The organism is Cohnella baijiui (assembly GCF_020731285.1).
Classification (GTDB): Bacteria; Bacillota; Bacilli; order Paenibacillales; family Paenibacillaceae; genus Cohnella.
Map to the genome: position 1 here is coordinate 39,385 of NZ_JAJFOW010000035.1, position 17,447 is coordinate 56,831.

The 17,447-nt window shown below is 61.7% G+C and carries 18 protein-coding genes; all 18 read right to left on the bottom strand.

All coding sequences use genetic code 11. The features are described 5' to 3' along the window. Nucleotides 1–7: 7 nt before the first annotated feature. The 18 genes from flgG to topA all read right to left on the bottom strand — a co-directional run bounded on the left by flgG (nt 8) and on the right by topA (nt 17,417). The gene (flgG, locus tag LKX83_RS24475; RefSeq protein WP_227885461.1) at nt 8–832 is read right to left on the bottom strand and encodes a flagellar basal body rod protein FlgG; all 825 of its coding nucleotides are present in this window, start codon (nt 830–832) and stop codon (nt 8–10) included. Between the two features lie 115 nt (nt 833–947). Beyond that, nucleotides 948–1,334 carry a TIGR02530 family flagellar biosynthesis protein gene (locus LKX83_RS24480; RefSeq protein WP_227885462.1) on the bottom strand — a complete coding sequence of 129 codons (387 nt, stop codon included), beginning with the start codon at nt 1,332–1,334 and terminating at the stop codon, nt 948–950. Further along, nucleotides 1,327–1,809, bottom strand: a complete 483-nt coding sequence (locus tag LKX83_RS24485) for a flagellar hook capping FlgD N-terminal domain-containing protein (RefSeq protein ID WP_227885463.1) — start codon at nt 1,807–1,809, stop codon at nt 1,327–1,329. Before LKX83_RS24485 ends, LKX83_RS24480 begins: the two co-directional genes overlap by 8 nt. Nucleotides 1,810–1,833: 24 nt before the next feature. Then, nucleotides 1,834–3,231: a flagellar hook-length control protein FliK gene (locus LKX83_RS24490; RefSeq protein ID WP_227885464.1), complete on the bottom strand. Its 1,398-nt coding sequence runs from the start codon at nt 3,229–3,231 to the stop codon at nt 1,834–1,836. A 33-nt stretch (nt 3,232–3,264) separates the two neighbouring features. After that, nucleotides 3,265–4,182, bottom strand: coding sequence for a MotE family protein (locus LKX83_RS24495; RefSeq protein WP_227885465.1), 918 nt, complete (start codon nt 4,180–4,182; stop codon nt 3,265–3,267). 41 nt (nt 4,183–4,223) lie between these two features. Further along, nucleotides 4,224–4,670, bottom strand: a complete 447-nt coding sequence (fliJ, locus tag LKX83_RS24500) for a flagellar export protein FliJ (RefSeq protein WP_227885466.1) — start codon at nt 4,668–4,670, stop codon at nt 4,224–4,226. 12 nt (nt 4,671–4,682) lie between these two features. Beyond that, nucleotides 4,683–6,005 carry a flagellar protein export ATPase FliI gene (fliI, locus tag LKX83_RS24505; protein WP_227885467.1) on the bottom strand — a complete coding sequence of 441 codons (1,323 nt, stop codon included), beginning with the start codon at nt 6,003–6,005 and terminating at the stop codon, nt 4,683–4,685. Further along, nucleotides 5,989–6,834: a FliH/SctL family protein gene (locus LKX83_RS24510; RefSeq protein ID WP_227885468.1), complete on the bottom strand. Its 846-nt coding sequence runs from the start codon at nt 6,832–6,834 to the stop codon at nt 5,989–5,991. The genes fliI and LKX83_RS24510 overlap by 17 nt, the downstream gene beginning before the upstream one ends. Beyond that, nucleotides 6,827–7,843, bottom strand: a complete 1,017-nt coding sequence (gene fliG, locus LKX83_RS24515) for a flagellar motor switch protein FliG (protein ID WP_227885469.1) — start codon at nt 7,841–7,843, stop codon at nt 6,827–6,829. Before fliG ends, LKX83_RS24510 begins: the two co-directional genes overlap by 8 nt. Before the next feature lie 11 nt (nt 7,844–7,854). Further along, a complete protein-coding gene (gene fliF / locus LKX83_RS24520; RefSeq protein WP_227885470.1) occupies nt 7,855–9,429 on the bottom strand; it encodes a flagellar basal-body MS-ring/collar protein FliF in 1,575 nt (524 codons plus the stop codon). A 44-nt stretch (nt 9,430–9,473) separates the two neighbouring features. Continuing rightward, nucleotides 9,474–9,788 carry a flagellar hook-basal body complex protein FliE gene (fliE, locus tag LKX83_RS24525; RefSeq protein WP_227885471.1) on the bottom strand — a complete coding sequence of 105 codons (315 nt, stop codon included), beginning with the start codon at nt 9,786–9,788 and terminating at the stop codon, nt 9,474–9,476. Between the two features lie 68 nt (nt 9,789–9,856). Next, entirely contained in the window at nt 9,857–10,300 is a 444-nt protein-coding gene (gene flgC / locus LKX83_RS24530) for a flagellar basal body rod protein FlgC (protein ID WP_227885472.1), read from the bottom strand. A gap of 32 nt (nt 10,301–10,332) precedes the next feature. After that, nucleotides 10,333–10,740: a flagellar basal body rod protein FlgB gene (gene flgB / locus LKX83_RS24535; protein WP_227885473.1), complete on the bottom strand. Its 408-nt coding sequence runs from the start codon at nt 10,738–10,740 to the stop codon at nt 10,333–10,335. A gap of 234 nt (nt 10,741–10,974) precedes the next feature. Next, nucleotides 10,975–11,742, bottom strand: coding sequence for a GTP-sensing pleiotropic transcriptional regulator CodY (codY, locus tag LKX83_RS24540; protein WP_227885474.1), 768 nt, complete (start codon nt 11,740–11,742; stop codon nt 10,975–10,977). 38 nt (nt 11,743–11,780) lie between these two features. After that, nucleotides 11,781–13,175 carry an ATP-dependent protease ATPase subunit HslU gene (hslU, locus tag LKX83_RS24545; protein WP_227885475.1) on the bottom strand — a complete coding sequence of 465 codons (1,395 nt, stop codon included), beginning with the start codon at nt 13,173–13,175 and terminating at the stop codon, nt 11,781–11,783. A gap of 24 nt (nt 13,176–13,199) precedes the next feature. Continuing rightward, nucleotides 13,200–13,748, bottom strand: coding sequence for an ATP-dependent protease subunit HslV (gene hslV / locus LKX83_RS24550; RefSeq protein ID WP_227885476.1), 549 nt, complete (start codon nt 13,746–13,748; stop codon nt 13,200–13,202). A 105-nt stretch (nt 13,749–13,853) separates the two neighbouring features. Continuing rightward, nucleotides 13,854–15,185, bottom strand: coding sequence for an FADH(2)-oxidizing methylenetetrahydrofolate--tRNA-(uracil(54)-C(5))-methyltransferase TrmFO (trmFO, locus tag LKX83_RS24555; RefSeq protein WP_227885477.1), 1,332 nt, complete (start codon nt 15,183–15,185; stop codon nt 13,854–13,856). 126 nt (nt 15,186–15,311) lie between these two features. Next, nucleotides 15,312–17,417, bottom strand: coding sequence for a type I DNA topoisomerase (gene topA / locus LKX83_RS24560; protein ID WP_227885478.1), 2,106 nt, complete (start codon nt 17,415–17,417; stop codon nt 15,312–15,314). Nucleotides 17,418–17,447: the final 30 nt, after the last annotated feature.

The following is a 17,447-nucleotide window of genomic DNA, read 5'->3' on the forward strand; positions in this document are numbered from 1 at the left end:
ACTTCAATTACCGTTTGAGGTTGACGACCTCTTCCAGAATGGAATCGGACGTGGTGATGATGCGGGAGTTCGCTTGGAAGCCGCGCTGCGCCACGATCATCTCGGTGAATTCGTTCGTCAGGTCGACGTTGGACATTTCAAGCTGTCCGACAATGATGGCGCCCGTGCCGTTCTCGACATCGTTCGCTGCGTAGATGTTCAGCTCTCCGTCGGGATTGGCGTTCGGCGTCATGCGGTACAGATTGCCGCCGATCTTCTCGAGACCGCCCGGATTTTGCACTTTGGCGACGCCGATGACGGAGCCCGTGGCCGTCGGATTTCCATCCTGGTCGATCGAGACGATGGAGCCGTCTTGCTGGATCGCGTAGGACGTTACGTCTTCTGGCAGCTGGATGATCCCGCCGCCGTCCGCCTGCATCACGAACATGCCGTCCGCGTTGACGAGCTGGCGGTTGGCGTCGAACGTGAAGTTCCCCGCGCGCGTCAGATAAGCCGGCGTGCCGTCGGGAGAGGGGCTGACTACGAAAAAGCCGTCGCCGTCGATTCTTAGGTCGGTCGGCACGTTCGTCGTCATGGCGCTGCCCGGCGTATGGACCGTGTCGATCGCGGCAACCGTCACGCCGAGGCCGATCTGTTTGGGGTTCACGCCGCCGCGTTCGTTGTCGATCGGCGCGGTGGCGCCGGACATCGACTGGCTGAGGATATCCTTGAACATGACGCGGCCGCCTTTGAAGCCGACCGTATTGACGTTCGCGATGTTGTTGCCGATGACGTCGAGCTTCGTTTGGAAGCCGCGCATGCCGGATACGCCGGAATACATGGAACGCAACATTATCGAATCTACCTCCTGCTCGGATATACTGCTGAATTTGACCGCTTCCGTCGTTCCGCGGTCGAGGGCCTCCTGTCTGAGGTCCGGCCCATCTTGCTCATCTCTCGGTCCATTCTCAGCGCACGATGACCGCGCTGTCGATCTGAGTGAACACTTGGCTGGCGTCTTGTCCGTCCATCGCCGTCACGACCGTGCGGCTAGGAACGTTTACGATCATCGCGATGTCGCGGAATAGCACGAGCGAGTCGCGCGCGCCTTTCGCGGCCGCCTGATCGATCGCGCCTGCAATCCGGTCGAGCTGCTCCGGCGCGAAGGCGATGCCCCGCTGCGTGAGCCTCTGTTCCGCATGAAGACTAAAGCGCAGTTGCTCCCGGCTGAGCAGCTTTCGGAACGTGTCGTCCCCGCTTCCTCCGCCAGTCTCGGCTATCGTCGGCTGTCGCGACTGCCGGAGCGGCGCGGCTCGCCCCGTTCCCAGCTGGCCGACGAGAAACCGGTCACTCATGAGCCGTCTCCTCGCCTTCGGGGGCGCCGCCCGGGGCGGTCGGGATCGTAACCGAGGTCAAATCCGAAATTTTCACTTCCGATTTGCCGATCTGGGCGTATTGCTCGCCGTTTCGCATGACGATCGACTGCACGATGCCCGACATCGTCTGGGTCGTGCCGTTCTCCGCCATGCCGATCCAGCTGGCCTGCATGCCGATCAGATTCGAAGCGATCGCGGCCGATTGCGTCAGCCGGTGCAGCTCCGAAGCCATGTTCATCGTCTGCTCAAGCGCAGAGAACTGCGCCATCTGCGAGATGAACTCCTTGTCCTCCATCGGCTGCATCGGGTCTTGGTTTTTCAGCTGGGTGACCAGGATTTTCAGGAATTCGTCCTTGCCCAGCTCCTTGCTCGGCGTCGCCGCCGCTTTCGAAACGTTGCCGGACGAATAGTTGGGCCACACCAATTTGTTGCCGATGCCCGGGGATGATGCCATGCCTTCACCTCCCTTTTCCGTTCGTTAAGCCTGAACGTTCAGCTCGTTGCCGTACCCGGCGTCCCGCAGCGAGGCGGTGCGCTCCAGTTCGGATTCGAACGCGACCGGCTCTTCGGCCTGGCTGCTGCCGCGCCGTCCGCTTCGGCCGCCTTGTCCGTCGCCGGATGAGGACCGGCGCTGTTCCTGATGGAGGAAGGACGTCGCCTCGCCGAGCTCCGGCCGCTGCACGACTTCCATGCGCTCGACCTGAATGCCCTGCACCTGGAGCGAGCTTCGGAGCTGAGACAGCTGCGTTTCCAGCAATTCCTTCGCGGCTTCGTTGTGTGCCACGAAGTGCGCGTTCAGCTGACCGTTTTGCAGGACGAGACGAATCTCGACTTGGCCGAGATGCTCCGGCGTCAAGCTCAGCCGCGCCTCTGTCGTGCCGTTCCCGCCGCTCAGCGTGAACTGCTTCACGAGATACTTCTCCATCTGTTCCGCGAACTGCTGAACCGGCACTTGGGCCGGGAGTGCGGCTTTGACTGCGGCGCCGTCCGTCTTGCCGGCGGTTTCGCCGCCGGAGAGCGTCCAAGTGAGCGCCGAGGCATCGTCGCCGGCCGCTTCGCCCGCGGTTGTGGCGGACGCTTCCGCGACTTCACCGTTCGTCGCACCAGCGTCGGCCGGCTGCAGGTTCCAATGGAGGATCGGCTCCCGGAAGACGTTCGCCGCGCGTTTGGGCTCGACCGGAGCGGCCGCTGCCGCTGTCGGCTGCTGGATCGCCGCTTCTTGCTGCACAGGGCTTGTTCCGCCCGGGATCGCCGCGGTCGCGGGAGCGTTTGCCGTCTCCGGCTTCGCATTCCCCGTCGCGATCCACTGCCGAAGCTGCTTCGCGGCGTCGTCCAGCTGCTCGTTCGGCAGCGCAGCGTCGTCCGGCAGCGTCTTCGTTTGCAGGAGCGCTTCCTTCAGCGCGGCTAGCAGCGGGTTGCCGCCTTGAGCCGGGAGCGGCGAAACTTCGGTCGCTTGCGCGGCTCCGCTCGGAATCGGTTCGCCTTCCGGCGTCCCTTCCGATGTCGGCTGAGCTTGGGGCAGCAGCGCCTGGAGACCGGCGAGAAGCTGGGCAAGCTGGTCCATTAAGTCGTCCGGCAGCTCATCGTCCGCCTGCGGCTGCGCGTCGCCGCTCGTCAATTGATCGAGCAGGGCAAGCAGCGCTTCGGCCGGGTTCGCTCCGCCTGTGCCTTCGTCCGTTTGCCCGATCGTGCCGAACAGGCCCAGCAAGCCGAGTGAAGGCGTCGAGCCGCCGGAAGCGCCGTTGGCTCCGCCGGTGCCGCCAATCGCCTGGACGAGCGCGCTGGCGAAGCCGGCGCCGTTCCCGCCCGCGGCTTTGCCGCCTGCGGCCGGTGCGGTCGACTGGCCCGCAGATGCCGATAACACGGGGATGTTCATCGATATCACCTCCTTTCGGATCCGCCCGGCGGATCAAGGATTGGCGGGCATGAGCTTGCTGACCAGTTGCGCGGTCTTCTTCTTGTCTTGGTCGGACATTTCGGCGAGCACCTTGGAGCGGGCGGTGTCGTCCATCGCCTCCAGAATGCGAAGCGTCTTGGTCTGCTCCGTCGCCGCCATCTGGAGCAGCAGCGGAGCCGCCTTTTTGGCGTCCATCGCTCCGAACGTCTTGCCGAGCGCCGCGATGTCCAGCGTCGTCCCGTTCGCCGTCGTGCTCTTGGATTGATTCTGCAGCTCGCGGATGCGGGCTTGCAACGCCGCGATTTCGCGGTCCTGCACCGAATCCGCGTCCTTGAGCCGCATCGTGACGTCCGCCGCAACCTTCGGGGTCATCTTCTCGAGCACTTTGCCCCGCTGGTTGTCGTTCATCGCGCCCAGCACGAGCGCCGCTTCTTCGACGGACAGGCTTTCCATGATCGGTGCGGCTTTGCCCGGCGTCATCTTGCCGTACATGTCGGCCAGCGAGCGGATGCGCGTCTCGTACGCGTCGGTCGTGACCGTCTTGTCCGACATTTGCTTGTTCAGCGCCTCGATCTGGCTTTTCAGATCGTCGATCGTCTTTTGCTGCTGCACGGCTTTGCCGTCCGCCTGTTTGAGCGCGTTGTCGCGGTCGACCAGCAGCGCCTTCAGCTCGTCGACCTTCCCTCTGGCTTCGCTTGCGGTCGTCTCGGCGCCGGCGTCAGGCGCCGTTTCCGAAACCTTGCGGTCGGGAATGATCGATTTGACGAGCGGAATTTTGTTTCCGAAATCCTGGGCGGCATGCCGCCAGGTCGGATTGAACAGCAGCAGCAGTACGAACAGCAGCACCGCGGTAAAAATGATAGGCGTAATAAAAAAGAGAAACCGTTCAAAGCCGGAATAGCCGCTTTTCTCTACATTGGCGTCCGCCACGGCTCTCCCCTCCCCTTCGCGTTAGCTCATTCTGTTGTCGTTTATCCCCGCGAGGCAGCCGCGGCGCGTCGGGTGGCAATCTCGTCCAGCTCGTTCTGTTCCCGCTGCAGCATTTCTTGCCGGAAGCGGTGAAGCGCCTTGCCGCGCGCGTTCAGCCATACCTTCTCGTCGACCGTCTTGCCGCGCAACGCAATCTGACGCTGCTTGACGCGTTCCTCCGCGTCGCGGACGCCTTGACGCTGCCGGCTGATCCGCTCGTCCAAAAACGAGATATAATCCTGCAGCAGGTGAAGCTCCGCGAGCGGTGTCGGCTGCTGCGCCTTCCCCGCGAGCGCCGACTCATACTCGTCCCGCTCGCGCCGGAGGGCGGCGAGACGATCCTCTTCGCTCTTTAGCTGTCCGAGCGACGCGGCGTACTCCCACTCCGCCATCGACTTTTCGCTGCCCTTCAGGTCGACGATTTTCTGCAGCGGATAATGAAACTTCACCGGCCTTCACCCTCATCTCTTGTAGAAATCGATGACCAACCGTTCTTTGGCTTCCGGATACGTCACGCTTTCGGTCGTCTTCTGCTGCGAAAAGGCGTTGATATCGTCGATCGCTTGGATCGCTTTATCAATTTGCGGATTCGATCCGCGCTGGTACGCCCCGATATTGATGAGGTCTTCCGAATCCCTATATATAGCGAGCAGCCGCTTGAGCTCTTCGGCCGCGTCCTGCTGCTCGCCGCCGACGATATCCTTCATGACCCGGCTGACGCTCGCGAGCACGTCGATCGCGGGGAAATGCCCCTTGTGGGCCAGGTGCCGGCTCAGGACGATGTGGCCGTCCAGGATCCCCCGTACCGCGTCGGCGATCGGCTCGTTCATGTCGTCGCCGTCGACCAGCACGGTGTAAAATGCGGTAATCGAGCCGGTCGGGCCCGTCCCGGCGCGCTCCAGCAGCTTCGGCAGCGCTGCGAACACCGACGGGGTGTAGCCGCGCGTCGCGGGCGGCTCGCCGATCGCGAGGCCGACCTCGCGGAGGGCCATCGCGTAGCGCGTCACCGAGTCCATCATGAGCATGACGTTCTGGCCGCGGTCCCGGAAGTATTCGGCGATCGACGTCGCGATTAGCGCGCCCTTGATCCGGATGAGCGCCGGCTGGTCCGACGTCGCGACGATAACGACGGAGCGCGCGAGGCCTTCGGGACCGAGATCCCGCTCGACGAACTCGAGCACTTCCCGCCCCCGTTCGCCGATAAGGGCGATGACGTTCACGTCCGCCGCCGTGTTCCGGGCGATCATGCCGAGCAGCGTGCTCTTGCCGACGCCCGAACCGGCGAAGATGCCCATCCGTTGTCCCTGACCGACCGTGAGCAGCCCGTCGATGCAGCGGACGCCCGTGCCGAGCGGCTCGGTGACGCGCGGCCGCTTGAGCGGATTGCCCGGCGTGTTATGCGTCGAATAACGGGGCATCCGCGCCGGCAGCCTGCCGCCTTCAAGCGGCTGTCCCAGGCCGTCCAGCACCTTGCCGAGCAGTTCGGAGCCGACCTGCACGGTGAGCGGGCGGCCGGTCGCGACGACGTCGCAGCCGGGGCCGATCGCCTGCAGATCGCCGAGCGGCATGAGGAGCACCCGGTTGTTGCGGAACCCGACGACTTCCGCGAGGATCGGCGCTCCGCCTTTGGCGGGATGGATATGGCACACTTCGCCGATGCTCGCGTCAGGCCCCTCGGATTCGACCGTGAGGCCGATGATCTGGGCGACCTTGCCGTTGACCCGTACGGGATCGAGATGGCGAAGCGCCTCCGCATAGCGCGTCGCGTCAAGCTTCCGTAACATCGGGCCTCCCCTCCTCGTGAGCGTGGGCAGCGATTTGCAACAATTCCTGCCGGATATTCGTCAATTGAGTATCTAGCCGCGCGTCGATGCTGCCGAACGCGGAGCGAATGACGCAGCCGCCGTCCTTCACCGACGGGTCGGGGAGAATGTGAAGCTCGGCCTGCGAGTCGATGGAGAGCAGCAGCTCCTCCTTCGCCGCCTGGACGAAGGCGTACTGCGAGGGCGCGACGCACAGCGTGATGACGCCCTGCTCCTTGCGCCGGGAGAGCGCCTCGCCCATCAGCGCCACCGCGAGCTGCGGCGACTCCTCGAGCTTGCGCCCGACGATCTTGCCGGCGATCTCGCAGCTGAGCTCGACGACGAATTGCTCGGCTTCGGCGATCAAGTGCTCCCGCTCGTCGTACGCCTGACGCACGATTGCGAGCGCATCCTGCAGCGCTTCGTCCATCTCGCCGCGGACCGCGGCTTCGGCCGCTTCGGCGCCCTGGCGATAACCTTCGTCGTAGCCTTCGCGGGAGCTGGCCGCGCGCAGCGACTCGTCGTCGGCGCGCCGTTCGGCCCACCAGGCCGCCGTTTCCCGCTCGGCTTCCGTTCGGATCCGTTCCGCTTCTTCGCGGGCTTCGGCAAGCAAACGCGCCGCCGTTTCTTCCGCGTCCTGCAGGATCCGTTCTTTCAACGATTGAGTTTCGACATCAATCGCGTCATTTCCTTCGTTTTCGCCAGTTTCGGAGGAAATATTTTGTCTCGGTGCCGTATATTGCCGAAGAATCTCGAGCCGCTTCAAATCGTCCAGGGAAATGACATGGCCGGATTTGATCAGATTAGACAATGATATCGTCTCCTCCGCCGCGAGCGATGATGATCTCTCCGGACTCCTCCAGCCTGCGGATCGTCGCTACGATGCGCGTTTGCGCCTCCTCGACGTCGCGGAGCCGGACAGGCCCCATGTACTCCATTTCTTCCTTGAACGTCTCGGCCATGCGCTTGGACATGTTGCGGAAAATCGCGTCGCGCACTTCCTCGCTCGCCACCTTGAGCGCGAGCTGCAGGTCGGCGTTTTCGATGTCGCGGATGATGCGCTGGATCGAGCGGTTGTCGAGATTGACGATGTCCTCGAAGACGAACATGCGCTTTTTGATCTCCTCGGCCAGCTCTGGATCCTGGATCTCCAGCGAGTCGAGGATCGTCCGTTCGGTTCCGCGGTCGACGCCATTGAGGATCTGGACGATCGATTCGATGCCGCCCGCGTTCGTGTAGTCCTGCGTAACCGTGGCCGACAGCTTTTGCTCGAGCACGCGCTCGACCTGGGCAATGACCTCCGGCGACGTGCTGTCCATGAGCGCGATCCGGCGCGCGACGTCGGCTTGCTTTTCCTGCGGCAGCGACGAGAGCACGGCGGACGATTGATCGGGCTGCAGGTAAGAGAGCACGAGCGCGATCGTTTGCGGATTTTCGTTCTGGATGAAGTTCAGAATTTGCGTCGGCTCCGCCTTGCGGGCGAAGTCGAACGGCCGCACCTGCAGCGTCGCCGTCAGCCGGTTCAAGATGTCGCTCGCTTTTTGCGAGCCGAGCGCCTTCTCGAGAATTTCCTTGGCGTACGTGATGCCGCCTTGGCTGATATACTCCTGCGCAACGCAAATCTGGTGAAACTCGTTCAGGATCGCTTCCTTCTCCGCGCCGTCCACTTTGCGGACGTTCGCGATTTCAAGCGTCAGCTGCTCGATCTCGTCTTCGCGCAGATGCTTGAACACCTGGGCCGACACTTCCGGCCCCAAGGTGATGAGCAGGATCGCCGCTTTCTGGCGGCCGCTCAGTTGCATTTGGTTCCCTTTCGCCAACGATGCCACCTCTATTCGTCCACCAGCCAAGTCCGGAGGAGGTTCACGAACTCATCCGGTTTGCGCTTGGCCAGTCCTTCCAGTTGCTTGCGAACCTGACTCTCGTTCGTAACGCTCTCGAGGTCGATCGTAGGCATTTCCACGCGCGGCGTCTCGAGTTCGGCTTCCGCTGCGGCCGCTTGTGCGGCTTTGCGACGACGATAGACGATGTAGCCTGCGCCGCCCAGCAGCGCCAGCGCCGCCACGCCGAGTCCGGCGAGCCAATACGTGGAAGCGGCCGTGCCCGAGCTTCCGCTCGCGTTGCTGTTGAACGTCTGCGCGATGATGGACACCCGGTTGTTCAGGTCGGTGTCCGTGTACGTCTGTCCCGAATCGGCCAGCAGCGTGCGGACGTTGTTCACCAGCATTTGCTGGATGACCTGCTGCTTCTCCGGCGTGATGACCGAAGAATCGACGCCGACGCTGATGGACAGGTCCTTCACCTGGTAAGGCGCGTAGGCGATGTCGGTCTTCTCGCGGCTCGGCTCGTAGTTGATCGTGCTGCTCGACTTCTCCGAGCTGGACGAATCGCCCGCGCTCGACGACGGATAGTTCGGCACGTCGGTTTGCCCGGTGCCGGCTACTCCGCCAGCCGAGCCGTTCGCGCCGGTGTACGATTCGTTCGTCTGCTGCTCGCTGATGACGATCCCTTTGTTGTCGTTGTTCTCGAGCGGCAGCACCCGGTTGAGCGTCGTCGACTTCTGGTCGAAGTTCAGCGACGACATGACGCTGACGACCATGTTGTCCATGCCGACGATCTGCGCCAGGAAGTTCTGGATGTTCGACTTGATGCCGTTCTCGAACTGGCGCTGGATTTCGAATTGCTGGTCGAGGATCGTGCCGTTCATTCCGCCGGAGCCGCCGATTTTATTCGAAGGCGTCAAATCGCTGGTCGGGCTCGTGATCGTGATGCCTTCGATGTCCATGTTCGGGACGGCCGTCTTTACGAGATTGTAGTAGCTGTCGATTTCGTTTTGCTTCGGCCGGTAGCCCGGCTTGAAGTTGATGACGACCGACGCCGTCGCCCGTTCCTTGTCCGCGTCGTTCAGGAAAACCGACTCTTCGGGCAGGTTCACGAGCACCTTCGCCCGCTTGACGCCCTGCATGCTTTGCAGCAGCTGCTGCACTTCGCCGTTCAGCGCGTTGCGGTATTTGACTTTGAACTCCTGGTCCGTCGTGCCGATCGTCGAAGACGACTTGCTCATCTCCGCGAAACCGATCGAGCCGTTTTGGACGAGTCCCTGCGAACCGACATCCACCTTCACCTTGTCGGCTTTGGCGCTCGGCACCGAGATACTGGAGCCGGCAGCGCCAAGCTTGTAGGGAATGCCGCTGCTGTCCAAGTATTCGATGATCGCCGCGGCGTCGCCGCTGTCCAGATCCTGAAAAGCAATCTCGTATTGCGTTCTCGTGAAAAAATAAGTCAGCAATATAATAAATAAGAGAAGCAGTGCAGCCGACGAGGCGAGCACCCACTTTTGCGTTTTGGTGTATTGGTTCCAGAAGCCGGTCAGCTTCTCCCGAACCTGGAGCCATCTCTCGTTCACGATTTCACCTCACCTGCGGACTGTGCTACATTGAAAGGCTGCGATTACATTTGCATCCGCATGATTTCCTGATACGCTTCGATCACCTTGTTGCGGATTTGGGAGGTGAGTTCCAGGCTGAGTTCGGCTTTGGTGGCGGCGATCATGACGTCGTTCACGTCCGCCTCCCCGATAATGAATTGATCCGTGACCGCGTGCGCGTTCTGCTCCTGCGCGGCGACGCCGTCGATCGCTTGTTTGAGGAATGCCGCGAAGCTCTCCGTCGCCTCGGCGGGGGTCGCCTGCTTCGCCGCGGACTGCAGCGGCGAAAGGGTGCCGGCGGCGATGCCGGAGACGGGCAAGAAATGATTCTGAATCATGTTTCAACCTTCTCCTATTCGGGTAAAGACCCGTGGAATGTGCGCGAAACTGGCGCTGCGGGACGCGGTCAGCGTCCGATCTCGAGAGACTTGGAGAACATCGACTTGCTCGCGTTGAGCGCCGTGACGTTGGCTTCGTAGGAACGGGAGGCCGAAATCATGTCGACCATCTCCTTCAGCACGTCGACGTTCGGCATGCTCACCATGCCGCTTTCGTCTGCGTCCGGGTGCGTCGGGTTGTACACCGTCTTGAAGGGCGCTTCGTCCTCGCGGATCGACGTCACTTGAACCCCTTGGGCTGCGGAACCGTCGAGCTTTTCGGTCAACATGTTGCGGAACGGCGACTGGATCGGTTCGACGACGACCAACTTGCGCTTGTAAGGCACGAACTTTCCATCCACGTATGACGCGCGCGTCGTCTCGGCGTTCGCGATGTTGGACGAAATGACGTCCATCCGCAGCCGCTGAGCGGTTAAGGCCGACGCGCTGATATCAAAACCGCCTAACTTCATCATAGATTCCCCCTATCTAGCGTGGTTTCGGATTATTTGCCCAATCCCGTTCGCATCATTTTCACGTCGTGGTTCAACTGCTGAATAAACAGGAGATACCTCAGCTGGTTTTCCGCCAGCAGCGACATCTCTTTGTCGATGTCCACGTTGTTGCGGCTGTTGTTGATCGCCGACGACTGATCCGTCACCACTTGGGCGCTGGGCGCCGGCCAGGATCCGCCGATCGGAATGTGCCGCTCGTCCGTACGGAAGCCGGACAGCTGCGCACCGGGCTCGCCGGTCATTTCTTGCGCCAACAACTCCTCGAAGGAAACGTCGGACCGCTTGAAATTGGGGGTGTCGACGTTCGCGACGTTGTTCGCATACACCCGCTGCCGCATCGAAGCGGCATTCAGCGCGCTCTCCAACCGTTGGAATGATGCTCCGCTTAACAAGTCCATCCTCTGCCAACCTCTCCATCAGGAAGATTCTGTTACTTAATTCAACGCATGAAGCCATTTTCCTGCTTTATTCGACATTTCGCTCGCCGTTTCCGATCAAATGCCGTCGATTGGTGACAGATTAAAAAATTCTAAGAGTATCATCTCTGACTACGCGACATGTGACAATAAGAAAAAAGCCCTAATCTTGTGTCCAAGATTAGGGCTTAAATGCTTGAAAAACGCTGAAATGCCTTAGTTTTTGCGGGCTGCCAGCTCCGGAAGAAGCTTGGCGTTAATAATGCGAATGTACGTGCCTTTCATGCCGAGCGAGCGGGTCTCGATCACGCCCGCGCTTTCCAGCTTGCGCAGCGCGTTGACGATGACCGACCGGGTGATCCCTGCCCGATCCGCGATTTTGGAAGCGACCAAAAGTCCCTCTTTGCCTTCTAATTCCTCGAAAATATGGTCAACGGCTTCCAGCTCGCTGAAGGACAAGGAGCCTACCGCAATCGAGACGACGGCTCTATTCCGCGCTTCCAATTCTCGTTCTTCGGCCCGTTCGCGGAGGATCTCCATACCTATAATCGTAGAACCATATTCCGCCAAAATCAGATCCTCATCCCGAAAAGAGTGCCCCTCGCGAGCTAGGACTACAGTCCCAAGTCGGTCGCCGCCGCCGATGATGGGCACGATCGTCACGACTTGGCCGGCGAAGGCGGCTTCGACGGGTGCAAGCGTCTCGTCGGGCGCGACGTTGGCCGCCGTCTCCAGGATGCGCAGAAACCGGTCGTTCGTCTCCTGCGGAAAGCGAAGCTCGTCGAGCTGCTCCTGGCGCAGCCACATTTCGGGGAACTGCTCGGGCAGCGCGGCGCCGAGAATTTTGCCCCGCCTGCTGACGACGAACACGCCGCCGGTCAGCGTCTCCCGCAAGCCTTCGGCCATCTCGCGGAAGTTCAGGGACTTGCCCGCCGCCTTCTGGAGCAACGCGTTCAGCGTGCGGGTTTTCTCCAACAAAGTCATGATCACATATCCTCCTGCCTAACGATCGACAACATGCTCTATAAGATATATTGACTCAAATCGCGGTTGCTTGCAATGGTGGAGAGCTTCTCGCGAACATATTCCGGCGTGATCGACAGCTGTTCGAGCTGCAGCTCGGGCGCTTCGAACGACAAATCCTCGAGCAGCTTCTCCAGCAGCGTGTGCAGCCGGCGCGCGCCGATGTTCTCGGTGTTGCGGTTGACGTCCTGGGCCAGGCTGGCCAGCTCGCCGATCGCTTCCGGCGTGAAGGTCACCTCGATCCCTTCGGTCTGGAGCAGTGCCGTATACTGCTTCGTCAGCGCGTTCTCCGGCTCCGTCAGAATGCGCACGAAATCTTCGTCCGTCAGACTGCTCAGCTCGACGCGAATCGGGAAGCGGCCCTGGAGCTCGGGGATCAGATCCGAAGGCTTGGCGATATGGAACGCCCCGGCGGCGATGAACAGAATGTAGTCGGTCTTGACCGGACCGTACTTGGTGACGACCGTGGAGCCCTCGACGATCGGCAGGATGTCCCGCTGCACGCCTTCGCGGGAGACGTCCGGCCCTTGGCCGCGGCCCGCGCTCGCGATTTTGTCGATTTCGTCGAGGAAAATGATGCCCGACTGTTCGGCACGCCGCACGGATTCGGAAATAACGTCATCCATGTCGATCAGCTTGTTCGCTTCCTCCTGGACGAGCACCTTGCGCGCTTCCTTGACGGTCAGCTTGCGCTTTTTGCGCTTCTTCGGCATGAATTGGCTGAACATCTCTTGCATGTTCTGACCCATCTGCTCCTGGCCGGGTACGTTGAACATGTCGAGCATGGAAGGCGTCGCGTCCTCGACCTCGATCTCGACCTGCTCGGATTCGAGCGCGCCCGCTTCGAGCTTCGCCTTCACGTCGCTGCGCTTGCCCTGAAGCGCCGGATCGACCGGCTCGGGCTCTTCGGGCGCTTGATTCTGTCCGCCGCCGAACAGCATTTCGAGCGGGTTGCGCTGCGACTTCGGCTTCGTCGGCGACGGCACGAGGAGCGCGGCCAAGCGCTCGTTCGCGGCGACCTCCGCTTTGTCCCGCACTTTTTCCGTCCGTTCCTCCTTCACCATCCGGATCGACGTCTCCACCAGATCGCGTACCATCGATTCCACGTCTCGTCCGACGTAGCCGACTTCGGTAAACTTGGTCGCCTCGAGCTTGACGAACGGAGCGTGAACCAGCTTCGCGAGGCGTCTGGCGATTTCCGTCTTGCCGACGCCGGTCGGGCCGATCATGAGAATGTTTTTCGGCACGATCTCGTCGCGGACCGCCTCGGGGAGGCGGCTGCGGCGGTAGCGGTTGCGCAGCGCCACGGCGACCGAGCGCTTGGCCTGCTTTTGTCCGACGATGTATTTGTCCAGCTCCGCGACGATCTGCCGGGGCGTCAATTGTTCGTTCATCGTTATCCCTCCGCTCCCTTGGTTTTAGATCTCTTCGACGATCAGGTTGTCGTTCGTGAAGACGCAGATCTCGGAAGCGATCTGCAGCGCGTTCCGGGCGATCTCCTTCGCCTCCATCTGCGGCGCGTGGCGCTTCAGCGCGCGCGCGGCGGACAGGGCGAAGCTGCCGCCGGAGCCGATGGCGAGAATGCCGTCGTCCGGCTCGATCACTTCGCCGTTGCCGGAGAGCAGCAGCATGCCGGTAGCGTCCACGACGAGCATCATCGCCTCCAGGCGGCGAAGCACCCGGTCGGAGCGCCAGTCCTTGGCCAGTTCGACCGCGGCGCGCTGCAAATTGCCGTGATGCTCCTCTAGCTTGCCTTCGAATTTCTCGAACAGCGTGATCGCGTCCGCCACCGAGCCGGCAAATCCGGCCAGCACCTGGCCGCGGTATAGGCGGCGCACTTTTTTGGCCGTATGCTTCATCACCATGCTGTTGCCGAACGTCACTTGGCCGTCGCCCGCGATGGCGCCTTTGCCGTTGTGGCGGACGGCGCAGATCGTCGTGGCGTGGAAGGTTGCGTTGGTCTCCATCGTTTCCTCTCCTCCTTGGGCGGTCCGGTTAGCCGGCCGCGTCTCCTCGCGGGAAAGCGCCGAAGCAGCGGACGCTACGAATCGCGCTGCCGCTGCTTCTGGTCGCTAATTGACATTTTGCGGAACGGCGTCGGCCTTGAAGGCCTCAATCGCGACGATCGCGCGGGAGGCGATCGCGTCGTTTTTGTCGCGCTTGCTCTTCATCCGCTTCTCCAGCGGCGGGAACAACCCGAAGTTCGCGTTCATCGGCTGGAAGTGACGGAAGTCCGCCGTCGTGATATAGTGCGCCATGCTGCCGAGCGTCGTTTCGGGCGGCGGCACGATCGGCGCGAGCCCGCGCGCCAGGCGGCCCGCGTTCATGCCCGCAAGCAGACCCGAGGCAGCGGATTCGACGTAGCCTTCGACGCCGGTCATCTGGCCGGCGAAAAACAGCGTCTCGCGGCCGCGGTATTGATATGTCGGTTGCAGCAGCTTCGGCGAGTTGATGAACGTGTTGCGGTGCATGACGCCGTAGCGGACGAACTCGGCGTTTTCGAGTCCGGGGATCAGCGAGAAGACCCGCTTCTGCTCTCCCCACTTCAAGTGGGTCTGGAACCCAACCAGGTTGAACAGCGTGCCGGCGGCGTTGTCTTGACGGAGCTGGACGACGGCGTGGGGAAGCTTGCCGGTGCGCGGGTCGACGAGCCCGACGGGCTTCATCGGCCCGAACAGGACGGTCTGCTTGCCGCGCTTGGCCATGACCTCGATCGGCATGCAGCCCTCGAAGTACATTTCCTTCTCGAAGTCTTTGACCTCGGCCGTCTCGGCCGTGACGAGCGCCTCGTAGAACGCCTCGAACTCCGCTTCGGACATCGGGCAGTTCAAGTAGGCGGCCTCGCCTTTGTCGTAACGGGAAGCCAGGAATACCTTCTCCATGTCGATCGATTCTTTCTCGACGATCGGAGCGGCGGCATCGAAGAAATAGAAGTATTCTTCGCCGAACAGCTCCTGGATTTGGCGGGACAGGTCCGGCGACGTAAGCGGTCCGGTCGCCACCACGACGATGCCGTCCGCCGGCAGCGAGGGCAGCTCCTCGTTGACGACCGTGACGAGCGGGTGCTCGCGCAGCCGGCTCGTCACCTCGCCCGAGAAGCCGTCCCGGTCGACCGCGAGCGCGCCGCCGGCGGGCACGGCATTGCGGTCGGCCGCCGACAGGATGAGCGAGTCGAGCAGGCGCATTTCGGCTTTCAGCACGCCTACGGCATTGGTCAGGCCGTTCGCGCGCAAGCTGTTGCTGCACACCAGTTCGGCGAATTTATCGGTATGATGGGCGGGCGTCCGGCGGGCCGGACGCATCTCGTACAATCGGACGGGAACGCCTTGAGAGGCGATCTGCCAAGCAGCCTCGCTGCCCGCCAGACCGGCCCCGACGACCGTCACGGTAGGGTAAGTAGTCAAATGTCGGTTCCTCCTGCACGGCTACCCGGCGAGCGGCCGTTATGACAATATCGGGCGGAGGCAGCCGGCATGGAGCGTACTCCATCCGGCTGCCTGCATCCGCCCTGTTTGCGCCGAAGCGCGAGTTCAGTCCTCTTCGTCCGATGCCTCTTCGGGCTCGGCAGCTTCTTCGCTGTGATTGCACTTCGTACACTGCCAAGTGACGCCGGCGCGGCTCCGCTTCTCGACCATCAGCCCGCCGCATTCCGGGCAGGGTTTGGCCACGGGTTTATCCCAGGAGACGAAGTCGCATTCCGGATACTGGTCGCAGCCGTAGAAGACGCGGCCCTTTTTGCTCCGGCGCTCGACGACGTGTCCTTTGCCGCACTTCGGACAGGTGACGCCCGTCGCTTTGACGATCGGCTTCGTGTTGCGGCACTCGGGGAAGCCGGAGCAGGCCAGGAACTTGCCGAAACGCCCCATCTTGTAAACCATCGGGCTGCCGCATTTGTCGCAGATCTCGTCGGACGGTTCGTCCTTGATCTCGATCTCCTTCATCTCTTCTTCGGCTACTTCGAGGCGCTTTTCGAACGATTTGTAGAACTCGCCGATGACGTCGACCCAGTTTTCCTTGCCTTCTTCGACCTCATCGAGGTCACCCTCCATATGGGCGGTGAATTCGGCGTTCAGGATTTCCGGGAAAAACTCCTCCATCAGCTGGATGATCAGCTCGCCGAGCTCCGTCGGGAAAAACTTTTTCTCCTCGATGGCGACGTAGTTCCGCTTCTGGATCGTTTCCAGCGTCGGCGCGTACGTGCTCGGCCGGCCGATACCCAGTTCTTCGAGTGTCCGAACGAGGCGAGCTTCCGTGTAGCGAGGCGGCGGCTGCGTGAAATGCTGCTTCGGCTCGATCGCGTCCGTCTCGACGACGTCGCCTGTCTTCATCGCCGGCAGCAAGCGGTCTTCCTCCGTCGTGCCGTCGTCGTTGCCTTCGACGTACACCTTCATGAAGCCCGGGAATTTCAGCTTCGAGCCGTTCGCCCGGAAGCCGACCGAACCGCTTTGCAGATCGATCGTCATCGTGTCGAGCACGGCGGACTCCATCTGGCTCGCCACGAAGCGCTCCCAGACGAGCTTGTAAAGGCGAAGCTGATCTCGCGAAAGCGAGGCTTTGACCTCTTCGGGCGTCCGCAGGACGGATGTCGGGCGGATCGCCTCGTGCGCGTCCTGAGCGTTCGCGTTCTTCTTCAAATAGACGCGCGGCGTTTCCGGATAATAGCTTTCGCCGTATTTCTCCAGGATGTAGGATTTCGCTTCCTCTTGGGCAACGGGCGAGATTCGGGTCGAGTCCGTACGCATGTACGTGATCAGACCGACCGTGCCTTCGGCGCCGAGGTCGACGCCTTCATAAAGCTGCTGGGCGATCTGCATCGTCTTGGAGGCGCGGAAGTTCAGCTTGCGGGCGGCTTCCTGCTGCAGGGAGCTGGTGATGAACGGCGGCGACGGATGGCGCTGGCGCTCCTTTTCCTTCACTTCGCCGACTTGAAACGGGCGGTCTCCGATCTGCCGGAGCACTTCGTCAACCTCCGCCTCGTTCGAAAGCTCCTTCTTCTCGCCGTTCAAGGCGTGGAACTTGGCCTCGAACGCCGATTTGCCGATTTTCAGGTGGGCGGTGATGCTCCAGTATTCCTCAGGCTGGAATGCTTTGATCTCGTTCTCGCGGTCGATGATGAGCTTGACGGCGACCGACTGCACGCGGCCGGCGCTAAGTCCCTTCTTGACCTTTTTCCAAAGGAGCGGACTGATCTTGTAGCCGACCAGGCGATCAAGCACCCGGCGAGCCTGCTGGGCGTTCACCAGGTCCATGTTGATCGGGCGCGGCGCCTTGAAGGCGTCCTTAACCGCTTGCTTCGTGATTTCGTTAAAAACGACGCGGCAAGCGTCTTTCTCGTTCAGTTCCAGATAGTGCGCCAGGTGCCAGGCAATCGCTTCGCCTTCGCGATCGGGGTCAGCCGCGAGATAGACTTTTTTCACCCGCTTGCTGGCGTCTTTCAATTCCTTCAAGACGTTGCCTTTGCCGCGTATCGTGATGTACTTCGGTTGAAAATCGTTTTGGACCTCTACGCCAATCTGGCTCTTCGGCAGATCGCGAATGTGCCCCATGGACGCTTTGACGATATACTTGCTTCCCAAGTATTTGCCAATCGTCTTGGCCTTTGCCGGGGACTCTACGATGACGAGGGAATCCGCCACGTCCATACCTCCTCTCCTACGGTCGACGGG

Bases quoted from the DNA above. Each gene is read 5' to 3' on its own strand.
- flgG (WP_227885461.1), bottom strand. From the start codon at position 832: ATGTTGCGTTCCATGTATTCCGGCGTATCCGGCATGCGCGGCTTCCAA.
- LKX83_RS24480 (WP_227885462.1), bottom strand. From the start codon at position 1,334: ATGAGTGACCGGTTTCTCGTCGGCCAGCTGGGAACGGGGCGAGCCGCG.
- LKX83_RS24485 (WP_227885463.1), bottom strand. From the start codon at position 1,809: ATGGCATCATCCCCGGGCATCGGCAACAAATTGGTGTGGCCCAACTAT.
- LKX83_RS24490 (WP_227885464.1), bottom strand. From the start codon at position 3,231: ATGAACATCCCCGTGTTATCGGCATCTGCGGGCCAGTCGACCGCACCG.
- fliI (WP_227885467.1), bottom strand. From the start codon at position 6,005: ATGTTACGGAAGCTTGACGCGACGCGCTATGCGGAGGCGCTTCGCCAT.
- fliE (WP_227885471.1), bottom strand. From the start codon at position 9,788: ATGATTCAGAATCATTTCTTGCCCGTCTCCGGCATCGCCGCCGGCACC.
- flgC (WP_227885472.1), bottom strand. From the start codon at position 10,300: ATGAAGTTAGGCGGTTTTGATATCAGCGCGTCGGCCTTAACCGCTCAG.
- flgB (WP_227885473.1), bottom strand. From the start codon at position 10,740: ATGGACTTGTTAAGCGGAGCATCATTCCAACGGTTGGAGAGCGCGCTG.
- codY (WP_227885474.1), bottom strand. From the start codon at position 11,742: ATGACTTTGTTGGAGAAAACCCGCACGCTGAACGCGTTGCTCCAGAAG.
- hslU (WP_227885475.1), bottom strand. From the start codon at position 13,175: ATGAACGAACAATTGACGCCCCGGCAGATCGTCGCGGAGCTGGACAAA.
- hslV (WP_227885476.1), bottom strand. From the start codon at position 13,748: ATGGAGACCAACGCAACCTTCCACGCCACGACGATCTGCGCCGTCCGC.